The 16,624-nt window shown below is 43.9% G+C and carries 17 protein-coding genes; 8 read left to right on the top strand and 9 right to left on the bottom strand.

Annotation, left to right across the window (positions count from 1 at the left end):
- Window positions 1–65 precede the first annotated feature (65 nt).
- Window positions 66–821 (bottom strand): DUF3291 domain-containing protein, encoded by a 756-nt coding sequence (locus tag ACNURT_RS15405; RefSeq protein ID WP_419698441.1) that lies wholly within the window; start codon window positions 819–821, stop codon window positions 66–68.
- A 341-nt stretch (window positions 822–1,162) separates the two neighbouring features.
- Between ACNURT_RS15405 and ACNURT_RS15400 the strand changes: the two genes are divergently transcribed.
- From ACNURT_RS15400 to ACNURT_RS15375, 6 genes are all read left to right on the top strand, one after another.
- Window positions 1,163–1,642, top strand: a complete 480-nt coding sequence (locus tag ACNURT_RS15400) for a GAF domain-containing protein (RefSeq protein ID WP_419698440.1) — start codon at window positions 1,163–1,165, stop codon at window positions 1,640–1,642.
- Window positions 1,639–2,286: an alpha/beta fold hydrolase gene (locus ACNURT_RS15395; RefSeq protein ID WP_419698439.1), complete on the top strand. Its 648-nt coding sequence runs from the start codon at window positions 1,639–1,641 to the stop codon at window positions 2,284–2,286. The genes ACNURT_RS15400 and ACNURT_RS15395 overlap by 4 nt, the downstream gene beginning before the upstream one ends.
- Window positions 2,283–2,885: a DNA-3-methyladenine glycosylase gene (locus ACNURT_RS15390; RefSeq protein WP_419698438.1), complete on the top strand. Its 603-nt coding sequence runs from the start codon at window positions 2,283–2,285 to the stop codon at window positions 2,883–2,885. The genes ACNURT_RS15395 and ACNURT_RS15390 overlap by 4 nt, the downstream gene beginning before the upstream one ends.
- 225 nt (window positions 2,886–3,110) lie before the next feature.
- A complete protein-coding gene (kynU, locus tag ACNURT_RS15385; protein ID WP_419698437.1) occupies window positions 3,111–4,388 on the top strand; it encodes a kynureninase in 1,278 nt (425 codons plus the stop codon).
- A 162-nt stretch (window positions 4,389–4,550) separates the two neighbouring features.
- Window positions 4,551–5,411 (top strand): bestrophin family protein, encoded by an 861-nt coding sequence (locus ACNURT_RS15380; protein WP_419698436.1) that lies wholly within the window; start codon window positions 4,551–4,553, stop codon window positions 5,409–5,411.
- A gap of 162 nt (window positions 5,412–5,573) precedes the next feature.
- Window positions 5,574–6,476, top strand: coding sequence for a histone deacetylase (locus ACNURT_RS15375; RefSeq protein WP_419698435.1), 903 nt, complete (start codon window positions 5,574–5,576; stop codon window positions 6,474–6,476).
- 438 nt (window positions 6,477–6,914) lie between these two features.
- Here ACNURT_RS15375 and ACNURT_RS15370 read toward each other — a convergent pair whose 3' ends face one another.
- From ACNURT_RS15370 to ACNURT_RS15355, 4 genes are all read right to left on the bottom strand, one after another.
- Complete coding sequence (locus ACNURT_RS15370; RefSeq protein WP_419698434.1) at window positions 6,915–8,297, bottom strand: MATE family efflux transporter; 1,383 nt, start codon at window positions 8,295–8,297, stop codon at window positions 6,915–6,917.
- A gap of 160 nt (window positions 8,298–8,457) precedes the next feature.
- Window positions 8,458–9,087 (bottom strand): RNA-binding domain-containing protein, encoded by a 630-nt coding sequence (locus ACNURT_RS15365; RefSeq protein ID WP_419698433.1) that lies wholly within the window; start codon window positions 9,085–9,087, stop codon window positions 8,458–8,460.
- 31 nt (window positions 9,088–9,118) lie between these two features.
- Window positions 9,119–9,577, bottom strand: a complete 459-nt coding sequence (locus ACNURT_RS15360; protein WP_419698432.1) for a GNAT family N-acetyltransferase — start codon at window positions 9,575–9,577, stop codon at window positions 9,119–9,121.
- Between the two features lie 10 nt (window positions 9,578–9,587).
- A complete protein-coding gene (locus ACNURT_RS15355) occupies window positions 9,588–10,046 on the bottom strand; it encodes a PaaI family thioesterase (protein ID WP_419698431.1) in 459 nt (152 codons plus the stop codon).
- A gap of 190 nt (window positions 10,047–10,236) precedes the next feature.
- On the opposite strand from ACNURT_RS15355, the gene ACNURT_RS15350 reads away from it, so the two are divergent.
- On the top strand, window positions 10,237–10,437 hold the full coding sequence (locus ACNURT_RS15350; protein WP_370996527.1) for a hypothetical protein: 201 nt from the start codon (window positions 10,237–10,239) through the stop codon (window positions 10,435–10,437).
- A gap of 54 nt (window positions 10,438–10,491) precedes the next feature.
- On the opposite strand, the gene ACNURT_RS15345 is transcribed toward ACNURT_RS15350, so the two are convergent.
- Window positions 10,492–11,286 (bottom strand): SDR family NAD(P)-dependent oxidoreductase, encoded by a 795-nt coding sequence (locus ACNURT_RS15345; RefSeq protein WP_419698430.1) that lies wholly within the window; start codon window positions 11,284–11,286, stop codon window positions 10,492–10,494.
- 191 nt (window positions 11,287–11,477) lie between these two features.
- Between ACNURT_RS15345 and ACNURT_RS15340 the strand changes: the two genes are divergently transcribed.
- The gene (locus tag ACNURT_RS15340) at window positions 11,478–12,470 is read left to right on the top strand and encodes a quinone oxidoreductase family protein (RefSeq protein WP_419698429.1); all 993 of its coding nucleotides are present in this window, start codon (window positions 11,478–11,480) and stop codon (window positions 12,468–12,470) included.
- Window positions 12,471–12,668: 198 nt separating this feature from the next.
- On the opposite strand, the gene ACNURT_RS15335 is transcribed toward ACNURT_RS15340, so the two are convergent.
- From ACNURT_RS15335 to ACNURT_RS15325, 3 genes are all read right to left on the bottom strand, one after another.
- Window positions 12,669–15,044: an ABC transporter permease gene (locus ACNURT_RS15335; RefSeq protein ID WP_419698428.1), complete on the bottom strand. Its 2,376-nt coding sequence runs from the start codon at window positions 15,042–15,044 to the stop codon at window positions 12,669–12,671.
- 175 nt (window positions 15,045–15,219) lie between these two features.
- Window positions 15,220–15,603, bottom strand: coding sequence for a hypothetical protein (locus ACNURT_RS15330; RefSeq protein WP_419698427.1), 384 nt, complete (start codon window positions 15,601–15,603; stop codon window positions 15,220–15,222).
- Between the two features lie 12 nt (window positions 15,604–15,615).
- Entirely contained in the window at window positions 15,616–16,542 is a 927-nt protein-coding gene (locus tag ACNURT_RS15325) for an aldo/keto reductase (RefSeq protein WP_419698426.1), read from the bottom strand.
- Window positions 16,543–16,624: the final 82 nt, after the last annotated feature.

The following is a 16,624-nucleotide window of genomic DNA, read 5'->3' as shown; positions in this document are numbered from 1 at the left end:
AATTATAATGAGCAAAGATCATTGGAATAAGGAGCAAGGATTTTTGGATAAAATATATTCGCTATTTAGTCCTTCATCCCTAAGTCCTTGTTCTCAAGATCCTTATTCCTAAAGTCCTTGTTCTTTGCTCCAAAATCTCCCAAAGGATCTTTTCCATGGAGTGCTCCGAAACTTTCCAGTATTTTAAACCGGGCAAAAAGTTCTTCGCTGTACCAGTTCTCGCTCCGGGTTAGTTTGATCACTTCGGCATGTTCACGGCTTTTGTAAGCAAAAGCTTTTACATCATCCAGGCTTTGCCAAACCGAAAAGGTGGCCTGCCGGTAAACCGGTGCCTCGCCTATACCAAATGACGTAATATAACCCGGCGCATTGGCCATCAGATTGGCTACCTCATCCACATGCGACCAAAAGTTTTTCGACCTGCTTATCCTGATCGTGGCTCGGGTAAGCACAGCTATTGGGCCGGTATGGTCTTTTACTTCCGGGTTACCAAAAGGTTCCTTGCCATCCCATTTACCATGGCTTTGCAAAGGCTCACAGAGCACTGTCCAGCCTTCATGGCCTAATATCTTCCACCAGTTGTAAACAAAGGAGCTGGCCTGAAATTTGTCAAAATCTTCCCGGCTGTCCCAGCAAGCTAATAGTCCCCATTGTTGCCAGTCGGGCTGAAGATCAAAAGTACCGTTATGGCCCGAACCCAGCAGCTTATAAAAACAGCAGCCTTTTTGCAGCCACATAGGCAGGCGGTGTATGGCCATGGCCAGTAATGCAAAAGGGACAAAAAGTTTCCGGTATCGAACAATGGTAAGGCTAACGATCATGTTTTGCGAAATAAAACATTAATTGTAAAACCCAGGCCAAAAAACTTTTTAAACCTTAAATTTTAACACTTTTCTGATCAAAAACAGAATAAAAATGGGTCGGAATTCATTCATAACTACCGGTTTTAACACTTTTTAACAAATTCTAACGTGGTTTTAGTGTGTTTTGAAAAGTTTAAAAAGTATTCTCCACCCTCTTTGCCGCAAAGCGGGAGAGAGGGTCGCCCAGCGAAGCTTAGGCGGGGTGAGTCAATGCCATGCAGATCACGCCTTTATCCAATCCTGCCTAAATATGATACCAGCTTGATGCACTTTCTGCCACACATTGTTATTTTTGTATCATGGCAGAGGATTTAAACATCACCACATCAACCGACAAAACCGAACAATACACCACGCTTATTCCGCAGATAGAGGCCTTGCTTTTTGGCGAGCCCGACTTGGTGGCTAATCTGGCCAATGTGGCCGCGGCTTTAAAGGAGCAGTTTAAATGGTTTTGGGTAGGATTTTACCTGGTTAAAAATAATGAGCTGGTTTTAGGTCCGTTCCAGGGGCCTGTAGCTTGTACCCGCATAGGTTTGGGCAAAGGTGTTTGCGGCGCGGCATGGCAGCAGGCCAAAACGTTGGTAGTGCCCGATGTGGAAGCTTTTCCCGGACATATCGCCTGTAGCTCACTTTCTCAATCGGAAATTGTAGTGCCTGTATTTCATAATGGAGAAGTGGTTGCTGTTTTGGATGTAGACAGCGAATTGCTGGATCAGTTCGATGAAACCGACGCACAGTACCTGGAGCAAATTGTAAAGCTGCTGAACTTTGCATGAGCAGGATCTATCTGATAGCTGGCCTGGGTGCTGATACCCGGGTATATAACAATATCGACCTGCATGATCATGAGGTAATCCCTGTCGACTGGATAGAACCCTATCAGACTGATACTTTAAGTGCCTATGCACAAAAGCTTATTCATCAATATAATATACTGTCAAACTCTATTATTGTCGGCAATTCTTTAGGTGGGATGATTGTTGTAGAAATAGCTAAACAGATCCCTGTAAAAAAAGTAATCCTGATATCAAGTGTTAAAACCAGCAGTGAAGCTCCCTGGTATTTTAGCTTCTTTCGCGCCTTGCCTGTTTATAAGATGATCCCCGGAAAATGGTTCACCTCCCTGGGTTTCATGATCAAGCCTTTATTCGGACATATGAGTGCCGAAGATGCCTGGTTGTTTAGTGATATGCTGAAAAACTCATCGCCCAGGTTTGTAAAATGGGCCATGAGAGCGGTACTGCACTGGAAAAACAATATCATCCCGCCAAACCTTTTTCATATCATCGGCGACAAGGATCTGGTGTTCTCTTTTAAGCGTATTCCTGATGCTACAATAGTTAAAGGCGGGACCCACATCATGATATTTGATAAAGCGAAGGAGATCAATAAACTATTAAAAAATATTTTGAAAAAATGAAGTTACCCGAAACGTTTTATTTGGGTACCGATGTGGTAGCTATCAGTAAAAGTTTATTAGGAAAGTATTTGTTTACCTGTATTGATGGTGTAACTACCGGTGGTTATATTGTTGAAACAGAAGCCTATAATGGCGCTATTGATAAGGCGGCGCACTCTTATGGCAACCGCATAACCCCACGTACCAAAACCATGTTTATGCAGGGTGGTATTGCTTACGTGTACCTGTGTTATGGCATCCACGAAATGTTTAATATCGTGACCTCAACAGAAGGGCATGCCCAGGCTATTCTGATCAGAGCAGTGCATCCGACTGAGGGAATTGAGGCGATGCAGGTAAGGCGTAATATGATGACGCTTAAACCAACCATTACGGCCGGACCGGGTTCCGTTGCCAAGGCCCTGGGCATATCCCGAAATATCAATGCCATCAGTTTGCAAAGCGATACACTTTGGCTGGAAGACCGGGGACTAAATTTTACCGACGAGCAAATAACTGTTGGCCCACGAATAGGGGTTGCCTATGCTGGTGAAGACGCCTTACTGCCATATCGCTTTTATGTTAAAGGCGATATTTATGTGAGTAAGCCAAATAAGTGAGTAGTGAGTGGTGAGTGGTGAGTGGTGAGTGGTGAGTGGTGAGTGGTGAGTGGTGAGTGGTGAGTGGTGAGTGGTGAGTGGTGAGTGGTGAGTGAAATTTTGGAGTTACAAGGTAATGAAAAAATCGTAATCGCTTGGCAGAAGCTGAGCGATTGCAATAGAACTATCATTCGCAAAAATTCACCATTCACTACTCCCCACTCACTAATTAATTATCTTTGGCCGATGAACTATCAGAACAGTTTAGCATTTGCCTTGGAGCAGGATGAGCTTGATCCACTAAAAAATTTAAGGAGCCGTTTTCTAATTCCGCAGCATCAGGGTGCCGATGCGGTTTATTTATGCGGCAATTCTTTAGGTCTGCAACCTACTTCGGCAGGGAAATATATAACCGACCAGTTGAGCGCCTGGCAGAACCTCGCGGTAGAGGGTTGGTTCCAGGGTGATGATCCCTGGCTTAGCTATCACAAACAGCTTTTGCCATCCATAGCCCGCATTGTTGGCGCGCAGGAAAATGAAGTAACAGTGATGAACTCACTTACAGTAAATCTTCATTTACTGATGGTAAGTTTCTATAAGCCAAATCATAAACGATTTAAAATTATCATGGAAGGAGGGGCTTTTCCCTCAGATCAATACGCGATGGAAAGTCAAGTCAGGTTTCATGGTTTTGATCCAAAGGAGGCTATTGTCGAGATCTTTCCGCGTAAGGGAGAGCTTACTTTGCGCACCGAAGATATTATTCAAACCATCAATGAGCATGCTGATGAACTGGCGCTGGTAATGTTTGCCGGTATTAATTATTATACCGGTCAGCTGTTTGATATGGAGTCTATCGCTGCTGCGGCTCATAAAGCTGGCGCCTACGCTGGTTTTGATCTGGCACATGCTGCTGGTAACGTTCCATTAAAATTGCACGACTGGGGCGCTGATTTTGCCTGCTGGTGTTCGTATAAATACATGAACTCAGGTCCGGGTGGTATCAGTGGTGTTTTCGTGCACGAAAAGCATTTTGATAACCGGGAATTGGACCGCTTTGTAGGCTGGTGGGGTTACCGGGAAGATAAGCGTTTTTTGATGGCGCCGGGTTTTGATGCGGCCAAAGGCGCCGACGGCTGGCAGGTTAGTACAAGTCCTATCTTGCTTTTGGCTTTATTTAAGGCTTCTATGGCTGTTTTTGATGATGCGGGCGGTATTGATGCTCTTCGAGAGAAAAGCGTGGCTTTAACGGGCTATATGGAGTTTTTGATAAATGAGTTGAATAAGGCGCAGGGCGAAGATCTATTTAAGATCATTACTCCGGTCAATCCGCAGCAACGGGGTTGCCAGCTATCAGTAGTTTGCAAGCGGAATGCTAAGGCTGTATTCCAATACCTGGCAGATAACGGCGTAATAGGCGACTGGCGCGAACCCGATGTGATCAGGCTGAGCCCGGTGCCGCTTTACAATAGTTTTCAGGATGTTTACCAGGCTATACAGCAAATGGCCGCCGCGATAAAATAATAAAAATAAAAAATGTCATTTCGAACGAACGGTGATGGGTAGTGAAAGAGGGTGAGGAGAAATCTTTTACGCCCTGTAAAGTTCGCATGGATAATCGCAGAAGATTTCTCCTTGTTCCTCGTTCGAAATGACAGGTTGACGATATTAAAAAAATAACAAAACATGGTTTACTATAATCCCAAAGAGTGGTTCTCTTTTATTTTCAAGATCAATAAGGCCGATACCATGCGGGAATTATTTCCGCTAATGCTGGCGGTAGGAGCGTATGCGGGTGTGGTGACCTACTTTTTGATAGATTTCTGGCATTTACCCGATACCAGTCTGCTCCGGAAGGTAAGCTACATTCATCAAACCATTGGCTTTGTATTTTCATTATTGCTGGCCTTTCGCATCAATTCGGCGTATGACCGCTGGTGGGAAGGGCGCAAGATCTGGGGGAGCCTCACCAACAATAGCCGCAACCTGGCCATTAAACTGAAACACCTTGTTGGCGAAGATGACGCCGCGTTTTTTAACTATACCATACCGCTTTATGCCCGCTCACTCCGGGATCATTTAAGGGATAAGTACGTACCCGAGGAATCCGGGTTTATTACTATCGATCCGCAAAAACATGTACCTAACCAGGTGGCCTCCGCTATCATCGAAAACGTGTATAAGATCAATAAAAGTGGTGTGATTAACCCGGAGCAATTGTTTAGCATTACGGCAGAAATAACTTCATTTACAGATATTTGTGGTGGTTGTGAGCGCATTAAAAAAACACCTATTCCTTTTTCTTATAACGTGTTTATCAAGAAGTTCATCTTCACCTATATCATGACCCTGCCCTTTACCTGGGCCTTTGATCTCAAGTATTTTATTGTACCCGTGATCGCTTTTGTACTGTTTGTTTTTGCCAGTATTGAGCTATTGGCCGAAGAGATTGAAGACCCTTTTGGCTATGATGCGAACGACCTGCCGCTGGATAATATCTGTGAGAATATTCAGAAGCATGTGGGGGAGATATTTAGCCTCACCTAAGTTCTGCTTTGCCTGAAAGAGGGATAGTTCTCACGCGTCACGAGCGTAGCAATCCCTAAATAAAATACAGAGCGGCTCTGCTCATCTGGGATTGCCACGCTGCGCTTGCAATGACGGGTTGTGAAAAAAGTTTCCTCTGTTTTATACTTTACTAAACAAGCCATGTTCAAAATAGCTTACGACCCGATATACGCGCATCCGTTGCCCGAAGGTCATCGTTTCCCGATGCTGAAGTACGAGCTGATTCCGGCGCAATTATTGCATGAGGGTTTGATCAGCCGGAATAACCTGTTCTCGCCGGATGAGCTGACCGAGGATATTATCCTGCAAACTCATGATGAAAACTACTGGCGCCAACTGCGCGATTTGACCCTGCCGTTAAAGGAGCAGCGTCGTATCGGTTTTCCCTTATCGGCCCGTTTAGTGGAGCGTGAGATCAGGATAGCTAAGGGGACTATTGATGGATGCAGGTTTGCTTTTGATGATCGCATCGCTTTTAATGTGGCCGGTGGCACACATCATGCAGGCAGTAATTGGGGCGAGGGTTTTTGCCTGTTAAACGATCAGGCTATTGCAGCTAATTGGCTATTAAATAATAATTTAGCTAAATCTATCTTAATTATTGATTTAGATGTACATCAGGGAAACGGCACCGCCCAGATTTTTGAAAAGGAACCCCGGGTATTTACTTTCTCGATGCATGGCGCCAATAATTTTCCGTATCGTAAGGAAACATCTAATTTGGATATCCCGCTGGGAGATGGGATTGAGGATGATGAATATTTGGATATTTTGTACAATACGCTACCCGGCTTGATCCAGCATCAAAAGCCCGATTTTATATTTTACCTGTCGGGTGTGGATATCCTGGCAACCGACAAACTGGGTAAGCTGGCCCTGAGCAAAGAAGCCTGCAAAGACCGCGATAAATTTGTGTTTGGACAGTGTATTGCCAATAATCTGCCGGTGCAGGTAAGCATGGGCGGTGGTTATTCGCCCCAGATCAAAGATATTGTGGAAGCGCATTGCAATACCTTCAAAATAGCAGCTGATCTGTATTTCTGAATTTCAAGCGAAGCTCCCGCGTGATTAGCGTAGCGTATCTCGTGGGTTGCATGATTAAAGCTTCCAGCTTTAGTTCAACTGAAAGCTGAAGCTGTGTACACCGCGTGTTGGAAACTCGCGGCAGCTATTACTTTTTGTCCCCTCAGGGTCTCTCGCAGAGGACCCTGAGGTTTGAACATGTCTGTCTTGTCCTAAAATAAGTTACAGGTTTTAGAATAATCCTGTCATGTATTTACAGGCTTGTAAGCAGCCTCAGGGTCCCTTTCAGGAGACCCCGAGGGGACGGAATAGCAGCTGATCTGTATTTCTGAAATTCAAACAGCTCCCGCGTGATTAGCGTATTTCGCGGGTTGCATGATTAAGCTCCAGCTTTAGTTCAGCTGAAAGCTGAAGCCATGTATACCACGAGTTGGAAACTCGCGGCAGCTATTACTTCATTTAATCTCTCGCCAATATCGGGATCGTATTGTCCCGGCGATGCTTTTTACTGATGATGTTAAAACGGATAAACAGCAATACCGAGGCTGTCGCCAATCCTAAAGTTAAACCATACCACACGCCATTAACCCCCAGGTTAAGCCTGATCCCCAATAAATAGCCCACCGGTAAACCGACTACCCAGTAGGCCAGAAAAGTAAATATGGTCGGGATGTTTACATCGCCCATACCGCGAAGTATGCCGAGCCCTACCACTTGCGCGCCATCAAATAATTGAAAGAACGCTGCGATGATAAGTAGTTGTGCTGCAATATCAATAACAGCCTGATCGGAAGTGATTATCCAGGGTAACAGATGCCTGCCAAAGGTAAATATGAGGGCGGTGACCGACATAAAGGCCAGCACAATGTGATAGTTTGAGATGGCCGATAACCGGAGGTTTTGATGATGCCCGGCGCCAAAATAGTTACCCGATTTAATGGCCGCCCCGGCTGATATACCACTGGCCATCATGTAGGTCATAGCCGCCAGGCTGATAGCAACCTGGTGCGCGGCCTGCTGATCGAGCCCTATAACACCTACCAAAATAGCGGCACCGCCGAAAGCGCTCACTTCAAACGTATACTGCAAGGCCACCGGCGCACCTATCTTCATGATCTGGATACCCCGTAAGCGATCGATATTTTTAATAGCAAAACTTTTCAAGTACTGCTTAAATATAGGCGACCGTAAAACGTATATAGCCATTACGATAGCCATTACACAACGGTCTATCAAGGTGCTGTAACCAACACCCTTGATCCCCATAGGGTGAACGCCAAATAAGCCTTTTACAAAAATTACCCCAAGGCAAATGTTGAGCAAATTACCCCATATAGAGATAAGCATGGCTTGCTTCGTAAAACCCAGCCCTTCGGCAAATTGCTTAAAGGTATTGAATACCAGCAGTGGGATGAGTGACAAACTAAGCAATAGCAAGTAAGGTTTGGCCTCGGCTACTACCTGCGGTGATTGATCCAGATGACCGATAAGCAGCATGGTACCAAAGTAAATACCGGCAAACAACAGGATGCCGCTCAGCATATTTAAAAATAAACTGTTGGAAAGCAGCAGGCCGCATTCTTTGAAATTTCCGCGACCGTTATTTTGCGCGATGAGTGGTGTTAAGCCATAAGAGATCCCCATACCGATAACCAGCGGGGTCATGAAAAGACTGTTCACCAACGACACAGCGGCCAAAGAAACCGTACCTGCAAAATGGCCCACAATAATAGAATCGGACATTTGAACCAGTGTATGTCCCAGCTGTGATATCACTACAGGGATAGCCAGTTTAAGGCTTTCGCCATAATAAGGTTTGTATTTCAGGAAAACGCTTTTCATTTACTTTAGGTACAGGAGAGCAGAAAGCTTAAGGCTGAAAGCCAAAAGCTGCATTGCTGATCATTAGCAAACTTAATATAAATATTTCACCCTCCGGGTCAATCGCCGGTAATAGTTTGAAGCTCTTAGAGCTTTCTGCCTTTAGCTTTTCGCTTTGAGCTTATGAGCTTACAGTATAAAACTCTTCTTTTTCGGTGGTATTAATGCGGATAAGTCCTGATAATATTAAGTCGACCAGGATGCGTTGCGCCCGTCGTCGGCCTATCTTTAACAGTTCGGCACACTCTTTAATAGTGATGCGGGTATTGAGTTCGAGGTATTGTAACAGCGATTTTTCATTTTCGGAGTATTCAATCAATACGCCTTCATCGCTTGATGACCGTTTAAGCACTTCCAGTACAATTTTACTGGCCAGTACGCTTTTGTCCTTTACCCTTACATAGGCCCACCATTTGCCGTCTTCGGCCAGGGCATAGTGTGGTTTCAGATCGCTTGCGGGGGTATCCACAACCAATACCAGTTTATCGTCTACGTAAACTTCATCAAATATGGGCTCCAAAGCCGGGCGTGCAAACATATGAGCGGCTTTGGTGATCATATAACGTTCTTCGTCTTCAGATTTTACACCTTTAATAGTTCCGTCATCGGCAACGCCTATTAATAGTTTGCCGCCTTTATTGTTGGCAAATGCTACCATGGTACGGGCAATTTTTTCGCAGCTGGTTATTGTTTTTTTAAAGTCGAGTGTTACACCTTCACCCTCAAATATCAATTTTTTGATATGGTTCATGTTAGCGTTGTTATCCTGTCTGTTAAACTGATTACTGAGGTTTAATATAGGGGGTAAATATTTCCATCCATCTTTCCGGACGGGTTATTTCTGTAAATCCAAACTGGCTGTACAGGCCATGCGCATCGGCGGTGGCTAATGACCATCTTCTCAGTCCTTGCAGATCGGGGTGTTTAACAATGGTTTGCACCAGCCATTTGGATAGCCCTTTTTGACGGAAGTCAGGCAAAATAAATACATCGCACAGGTAAGCAAAGGTAGCATTGTCGGTAACTACGCGTGCAAACCCAGCCTGAACGTCTTGCTGATAAACGCCAAAGCACATAGAATTGGCAATACCCTTTTCCAATACATCGCGACGGATGCCTTGTGCCCAATAGGAGTCGTCGTTCAGGTAATTATAGATCACATCAACGTTAAGTAAGCTTTTATCGGTAGATATCTGGAAGCCCTTTTTAATAAAGACCTCATCGTTCATATATGTAGTCATTAGGATAGAATTATGAATTAGTACTTGTAAAATTTAAATTGCGTAAATACACCTCTATCGTTACAGATACGCACATTTCACCATCTTTATTATAAATATCAATGGGATGATGCACCATGTATTTACCCTCGGTGTTTAACAGCATTTCTGCATGTTCGATCTCCGCATCGGTTAAGGTGATCGTAAAATAAAGATCTGACGAGCCTGGTTTCAGGTAATGTATAGTTGATGATTTTGACCATACCTTTAATTTATACCCCTTTTGAATAAGCAGCTGGTGAAACAATACCGGGTAAAACGGATCGGCGGCCGAAAAAATGGTGCCACCGAAAATGGCGTTGTTATAATTTTTATTCAGAATGCTCTTGATAATCTTTACCTGAACACCTTTAAAGCCTTTATCAAATTTAACCACCCAGATACGCTGAAATAAAAGGGGAGGGTAGAAACGCATCGCCCACTTTAACATTCGTTCAGATACTACCATAGCCCTTAAATATCTGAAATTTATAAGAAATTAAAGCATTTGTTATGTAAAAATCAGGCAGGCGCTTAGCCTTTTGGTTGCCAGATAAATTTTTAACTTAAACAATATCGTTGCTGTATGGTTAATAGTATAATCAAAGTGAAATTGACAATTCATTCAAATACAGACAACTATGAAAAAACAGATTTTAAGTATAGCGCTTGTTGCCACATTGATAGGTGCAATAGCAGCGGGCTGCAGTTCTTCAAAAACAACCAGTGGATCAGATAGCACCAGTACCGATACCTCAAAAATGGCAACACCGGCCTCAACAACTGATACGGCTAAAACTGATACCACAAAAAAGGATACCACAACAAAACCTGTTCATTAATTTAAGTTGAAAATCGGCCTCCAGGTGAATTATTCATCCGGAGGCCGTGTCTTTTTAAAAGGCGCTTTTAATAACACCACCATCGGCCCTTAACAAGGCTCCGTTAGTTGCTGATGACAGCGGACTTGCTATATAAGTAATCAGGTTGGCTATTTCATCAGTTGATGTAAATCGTTGAATGAGTGATGTGCTCCGCATAGTTTTAAAAAATTCAGTTTCCACTTCTTTGGCAGTTAGTTTTTTCTCTGCAGCAAGCGCGTCAAGAAAAGCCCCAGCGCCTTCAGATCGGGTAGGGCCTGGTAAAATAGAATTTACGGTTACATGGCTGCCTTTGGTCAGCTCGGCCAAACCTCGCGCTATGGCTACCTGGGCTGTTTTGGTCATGCCATAATGGATCATTTCTTCGGGAATCTGTATGGCCGATTCACTGGAGATGAAAATAATACGTCCCCAGTTTTTTTGCAGCATCTTGTCAAAATAAGCCCTCGAAAACCGAACGCCGCTCAATACGTTCACTTCGTAAAATTTGAGCCAGTCTTCATCGGTAATATCTTTAAATGCTTTAGGCTCAAAAATAGCTACGTTGTTGATCAGGATATCAACTTCGGGTAATTTGCTAATGATTTGATCGATATCGCCCTTGTTGGCCATATCGCCGGTCAGTCCGTAAATATCATTGTTACCGGTGTCTTTTTTAATCTGGTCTACAGCGGCTTTAACACGCTCCTCGGTGCGACCATTTACATATACCTTTGCGCCTTCGGCGGCTAATGATTTAGCTATGGCATAACCAATGCCTGCAGTTGAGCCGGTTACCAAGGCCACTTTATTTTTCAGTTGAAGATCCATGTTTTTATATAGTTAAATTGATGTTTAAAAATACCCAATGTTTTGTCAGCATATATCATTACAAACAAAAGATGGAATGGTGCTGACAAAATGAAATTTTAAACTGTGACAATGCGATTATAAAAAACAATACCAATCGGTATATTTTTGTCTTAACGGTTACCTGTTGATCTATAAAAAATAAAACTAACATGAAAGCAATTCAATTTAAAGAATACGGAGCATATGAAACCCTGAAAATAGTTAACCTGGATATCCCGGAATTAAAAGAAGGACAGTTATTGGTTAAAATAAATGTAGCCGCGGTGAACCCGGTTGATAATACCATTAGGAAAGGGTTAATACCACAGGCTAAAAAGCTACCCATGATTTTGGGAAATGAAGCTGCCGGCGTGATTGTAAAAGGTGACAGCGAATTTCCAGAAGGAGCAAGAGTTATAATTTCGCCCTTTTCACCCGATGGTTCTATCAGGGGTATCAACAACGACGGAACCTGGCAAGAGTACCTGGCCTTATACCCGCAAGAAGTACTTAAAACGCCGGATAATGTATCTGACGAGGAAGCTACCGCATTCCCTGTAGCATTTTTCTCGGCGCAGGCCAGCTTAAATAAAGGCGATTTTACCAACAGCAAAAGTGTATTGGCATTAGGAGCGGGTGGCGCTGTTGGTAATGCTTCTATCCAATTGGCATTAGCTTATGGCTCGCCTTTGGTGATCACCACAGCAGGCTCAACCCAAAAAGCTGAAGCTGCCAGGGCTGCAGGTATTGAAAATGTTATTGATCTCTCCAAGGAAACCATCAGCGAAGGAGTATTAAGAATAACAGAAGGAAAAGGGGTTGACCTGGTGATTGACAGTATCGGCGGCAATTTAACCGGGGAGGCACTTCATTCCCTGGCCCGCAATGGCATATTGGTTACCATTGGCTACTCAGCTGGTACACAAGTTACAGCCAACGTAACTGATTTTGTATGGAAGGGTTTACAAATGCGGGGGCAAAGTCTTTCCGGATGGTTTAACGCCGAAGAGCAGAAGCAAGTATGGGATCAATTGCTGCCATTGCTGGCCGGTGAGAAAATAAAACCCATCGTAGCCAAAGTATTTGATGTGGCCGATGTGGCCGAAGCACAGCGTTATTTAATAGAAGACAGACCTTTTGGTAAAGTATTGCTGAAGTTTTAAGAAGAACTTGTTAGTCAAATAACAAGGTGTTTTGATAGAGGAGGGGAGAGCTTTATTGATGTAGAGCTGCTCCCCTTTATTATTCGGACTTCTGCCAAAGACCACATTTCGGGAGCTGGCTTTAGACTGGTATCCCGATTGGGCTCGCCTCCAGGTATTCATTGATGTAGGCCTTAGCCCTTTCTCATTTCTTTATGATCACTCCGTCCTTAAACTCTTTATAGGGTTAACAACAGCTGCTTTTATGGATTCATAGCTAACCGTAAGCCAGGCAATGCCCAGCGCCGATACTGATGCTATTACGAATATCAGCCAGCCTACATGAATATGATAGGCAAAGCCGGCAAGCCAGGTGTTCACGGCGTACCAGGAAAGCGGTATGGCTATAACAATAGCTATCAGGATGAGCCGAGTAATTCCGGAGGCTAATAAGTAAACAAGACTTGACACCGATGCGCCCAGCACTTTGCGCACACCAATTTCTTTGGTACGCTGCTCGGCCATAAAGGCAGATAAGCCATATAAACCCAGGCAGGAGATAAAAATGCCAAGCGTGGCAAAAAGGTTAAAGATTTTGCCCATCTGTTGTTCTCCCTTATAAAGATTAGCCAAATCCTGGTCAAGAAAATCAAATTTGAAGGGGTAAGCCGGGTTGAGCTTCTGGCTTATGGTTGATAGAGCCTGTATAGTAGCGTTGGTTTTGCCGGGTAATGTCCGTACCACTATAAAACTACCATTTTTATTGAAAGGCATCACCAATGGTTCTATAGCTTGCTGAACCGGTTTAAAATTAAAGTCTTTTACCACGCCAATAATAGTACCCTTGTTCCCCCAAAGCGTTAATGATTTACCTATTGCGGCATCAGGCTTTAAACCCATAATGCTCAGCATTTTTTCGTTAACTAAGTAGCTATTTGAATCAGTTTTAAAGGCGCTTGAAAAACTGCGGCCTGCTATCATCTTGATCCTGAATGTATGGATAAAATTCTCATCCACACCTATTACCGGGAAAATTGTTTGAGCGCGCGGATCTTTGCCAGCCCAGTCAACACTCATTGTCCAGCCCCCAAGATTGGTGGGCAGATCGGTAATAATAGAAAAATCGCTGGTAAGCGGGTTTGCATTTAATTCGTTTTTTAAGGCTTGCTTCTTTGTCCAAATGTCCCCGGTCACGGGTATATATAAGAGATTGGCCTTTTCAAAGCCGGGGTTTCGTTCCCTGATAAATTTAAGCTGGTTGTAAATAACTACGGTGCCTACCAGCAATACAATAGAAACCATGAACTGAGTTACAACCAAAGCATTGCGGAACAGTAAATTGCCGCCCATTGATTTTACATTTCCCTTGAGTACTTTAACCGGGTTAAAGCCCGAAAGGAACAGGGCAGGATAGCTGCCAGAGATAAGCCCGGTTAACATGGCAATACCAAAAAGGCTTAACCAGAGCTTCACATCCGATACATCGATAGCGAGTTTTCTGTTGGCCAGTTCATTAAATACCGGCAGGAATAAAATAACAATGCCGAGCGCGAGCATTAATGATAGAAAAGAAATAAATACCGATTCGCTTAAAAACTGGAAGATCAGTTGTCCGCGTATAGCGCCTGCCACTTTGCGTAAGCCAATTTCTTTGGCCCTGCGGGCTGAGCGCGCTGTAGCCAGGTTCATGAAATTGATGCAGGCTACTATCAATATTAAAACAGCGATGATAAAAAAGATGCTTACATATTGCGCGTTCCCATGACCCGTTGAATCTCCCAATCTTTCGGGCGCGAGGTGAATTTTAGTTAAAGGTTCCAATTTAAAAGAGGCTTTAACCTCTATCCCTGGGGTATGTTTTAAAGATATCTGGTCAATTTGTTTCTCCAGTTTTAATAAATTGGGAGCGGAAGGATCGAATTTTTTATCTAACAGAACATAGTCATAAAAATTAAAATTTGTCCATACACTATTTTTTAAATCATCATTCGTTTTGGCTAAGGAGGCCATTGGAAGAATAAAGTCGAATTGCAGATCGGAGTTAGCCGGGATATTGGCCAAAACACCCGTTACCACCACATTTTCTTTATTGTCTTTTCGTATTGTTTTGCCAATAGGATCTTCCTTTCCGAAGTATTTTGCAGCCATTTCCTGTGTTATTAAAACGCCATCTACCTGATTTAACGCTGTGGCGCGGTCGCCCTTTACCAGGGGAAAGGAAAATACATCCATAAAACTTGGATCGGCATAAAATGCACGTTCTTCCTGGAACTTTTTGTTACCTGTTTCAAGTAAAACAGAAGGATACGCGGGTTGTAAACGAACGGTATTTTTAATAACCGGCATTTCCGCTTTTAACCCAGCGGGCATGCCTGCAGAGCTGGCCGCTGTTTTTGAATCACCAAAATCGTTGTTGATACGATAGATCTGGCCTGCATTTTTATGGAATTTATCGTAACTTAATTCATTCTGTACCCAAAGAAGGATCAGGATACTTGATGCCAGGCCTATGGCTAAACCTGTTATATTCAAAATGGAATAGGCTTTATCCTTAATGATATTCCTGTAAGCAAGTTTAAAATATGTTTTGAGCATGGCGCGGCCGGTTTTAAATGTGTCGATAATGCTTTAAGTATACCAATTACGTGCCCTTATTTTAATGCATTGATTATTAATTATTTGTAATATTTAAAAAAGGTCGGTTGTTCGGAAATGTTACAGTTGACGTACGTTGCCGAACAGGGGTTTTCATACAAACTACCATAAAATTTTACGAGACCTGCTGCACCCATTGGCTTCGCCAGGCAGGCGCTTCAAAGGCCTCTGCGAAATACTGTGTTTCATGTATCACTTTACCGTTCCGGAACTCCATAATACTCACCGTGTAAGCCGATTGCCCCTGGTAAATGATGGTATATTCTGTGATCCAGAGGCTGCCTTGCCCAAGAATCCGCTTTATCTTAAAGCCAGACGGTTTGCCTGGGTGATGGCTCCGCAGGGCTTGTAAGTTAATTCTTCCGAGGATTCTTTCGCCCGATTGCGGATAATCACAGATGGCATCGTCATCGTAAATATCATGTTCTGCGTTCACATCGCCAATTGCCGATGCGCGCCAGTGCGCATTCAGGGCTTCACGTATTTGTTCGTCTTTCATGATACTTGCTTTTTAACGTTTAGCTTTTTCGTTCGAATCACGTTGTGGGATGAAACCGGGAACACCGGTGCTCACTACTTGATTGAGTCTCTGCCTGGTCTCAATACGGTTGATATCATCAAACGCGTCTTGCGGCAGGGGAGAGATGTCAAAATTCTCCCTGGCCCGGTCTGCGGTTTTAGGTGTAGTAAGCAAAGCCGTGCCCCGCTGGATGGCCCAGGCCAACAGCACCTGCGCCGGTGTTTTTCCAATTCGTTCGGCAATGTCCACAATAACAGGATCTTCGAGCAGCCCCGGTCTTATTCCATGACCCAAAGGTGCAAAAGCTAAAAATACAATGCCGTTCTCTTTACAGAAATCCAAAAGCTCAGTTTCCGGTAAATACGGGTGTGATTCGACTTGAACCACGGCTGGCTTGATTCTCGCCGCTTTGTAGAGAGGCACCAGGTCCTTCAAAGTAATGTCGGACAGTCCTATAGCCCGGCATTTACCAGCATCCACAAGTTGCTCCATGGCTCTCCAGGTGTCAAGTAAAGTCACCCCCTTATCGTAAATAACATTACCGTTTTGATCCCGCGGATCCTGGTCATCACCCGGTTGGAACGCATACGGTGTATGAATGAGATACAGGTCCAGGTAGTTGAGTTTGAGCCTTTTTAAACTCGCTTCGAATGCCGGTTCAACACGTTCTGGACGATGATTGGTATTCCACAACTTCGTGGTAACAAAGATGTCTTCGCGGGCAATTCCACCGGCAGCGAGCCCGGCTTGCAGCGCTTCGCCAACCTCACTTTCGTTTCGATAGCGTTCTGCAGCATCGAAGTGTCGAAATCCGGCTTCCAGCGCGTCTCTGGTAGCACTTATAGTCAAAGCCTTATCAGGGATCAGGGTACCAAACCCGAGCAAAGGCATGTGGAGGATGTTATCTGTGGTCTTCATTTTTAATATGTTTACTGAATTACATATCAAAGGACGGCAGAAAACTTCAAGAATCTGCGTGACCTACATCACATTTAAACCG

It is taken from the genome of Mucilaginibacter sp. NFX135, assembly GCF_048565145.1.
Taxonomy (GTDB): domain Bacteria; phylum Bacteroidota; class Bacteroidia; order Sphingobacteriales; family Sphingobacteriaceae; genus Mucilaginibacter.
This window is presented reverse-complemented; position numbering and strand designations above follow the sequence as displayed.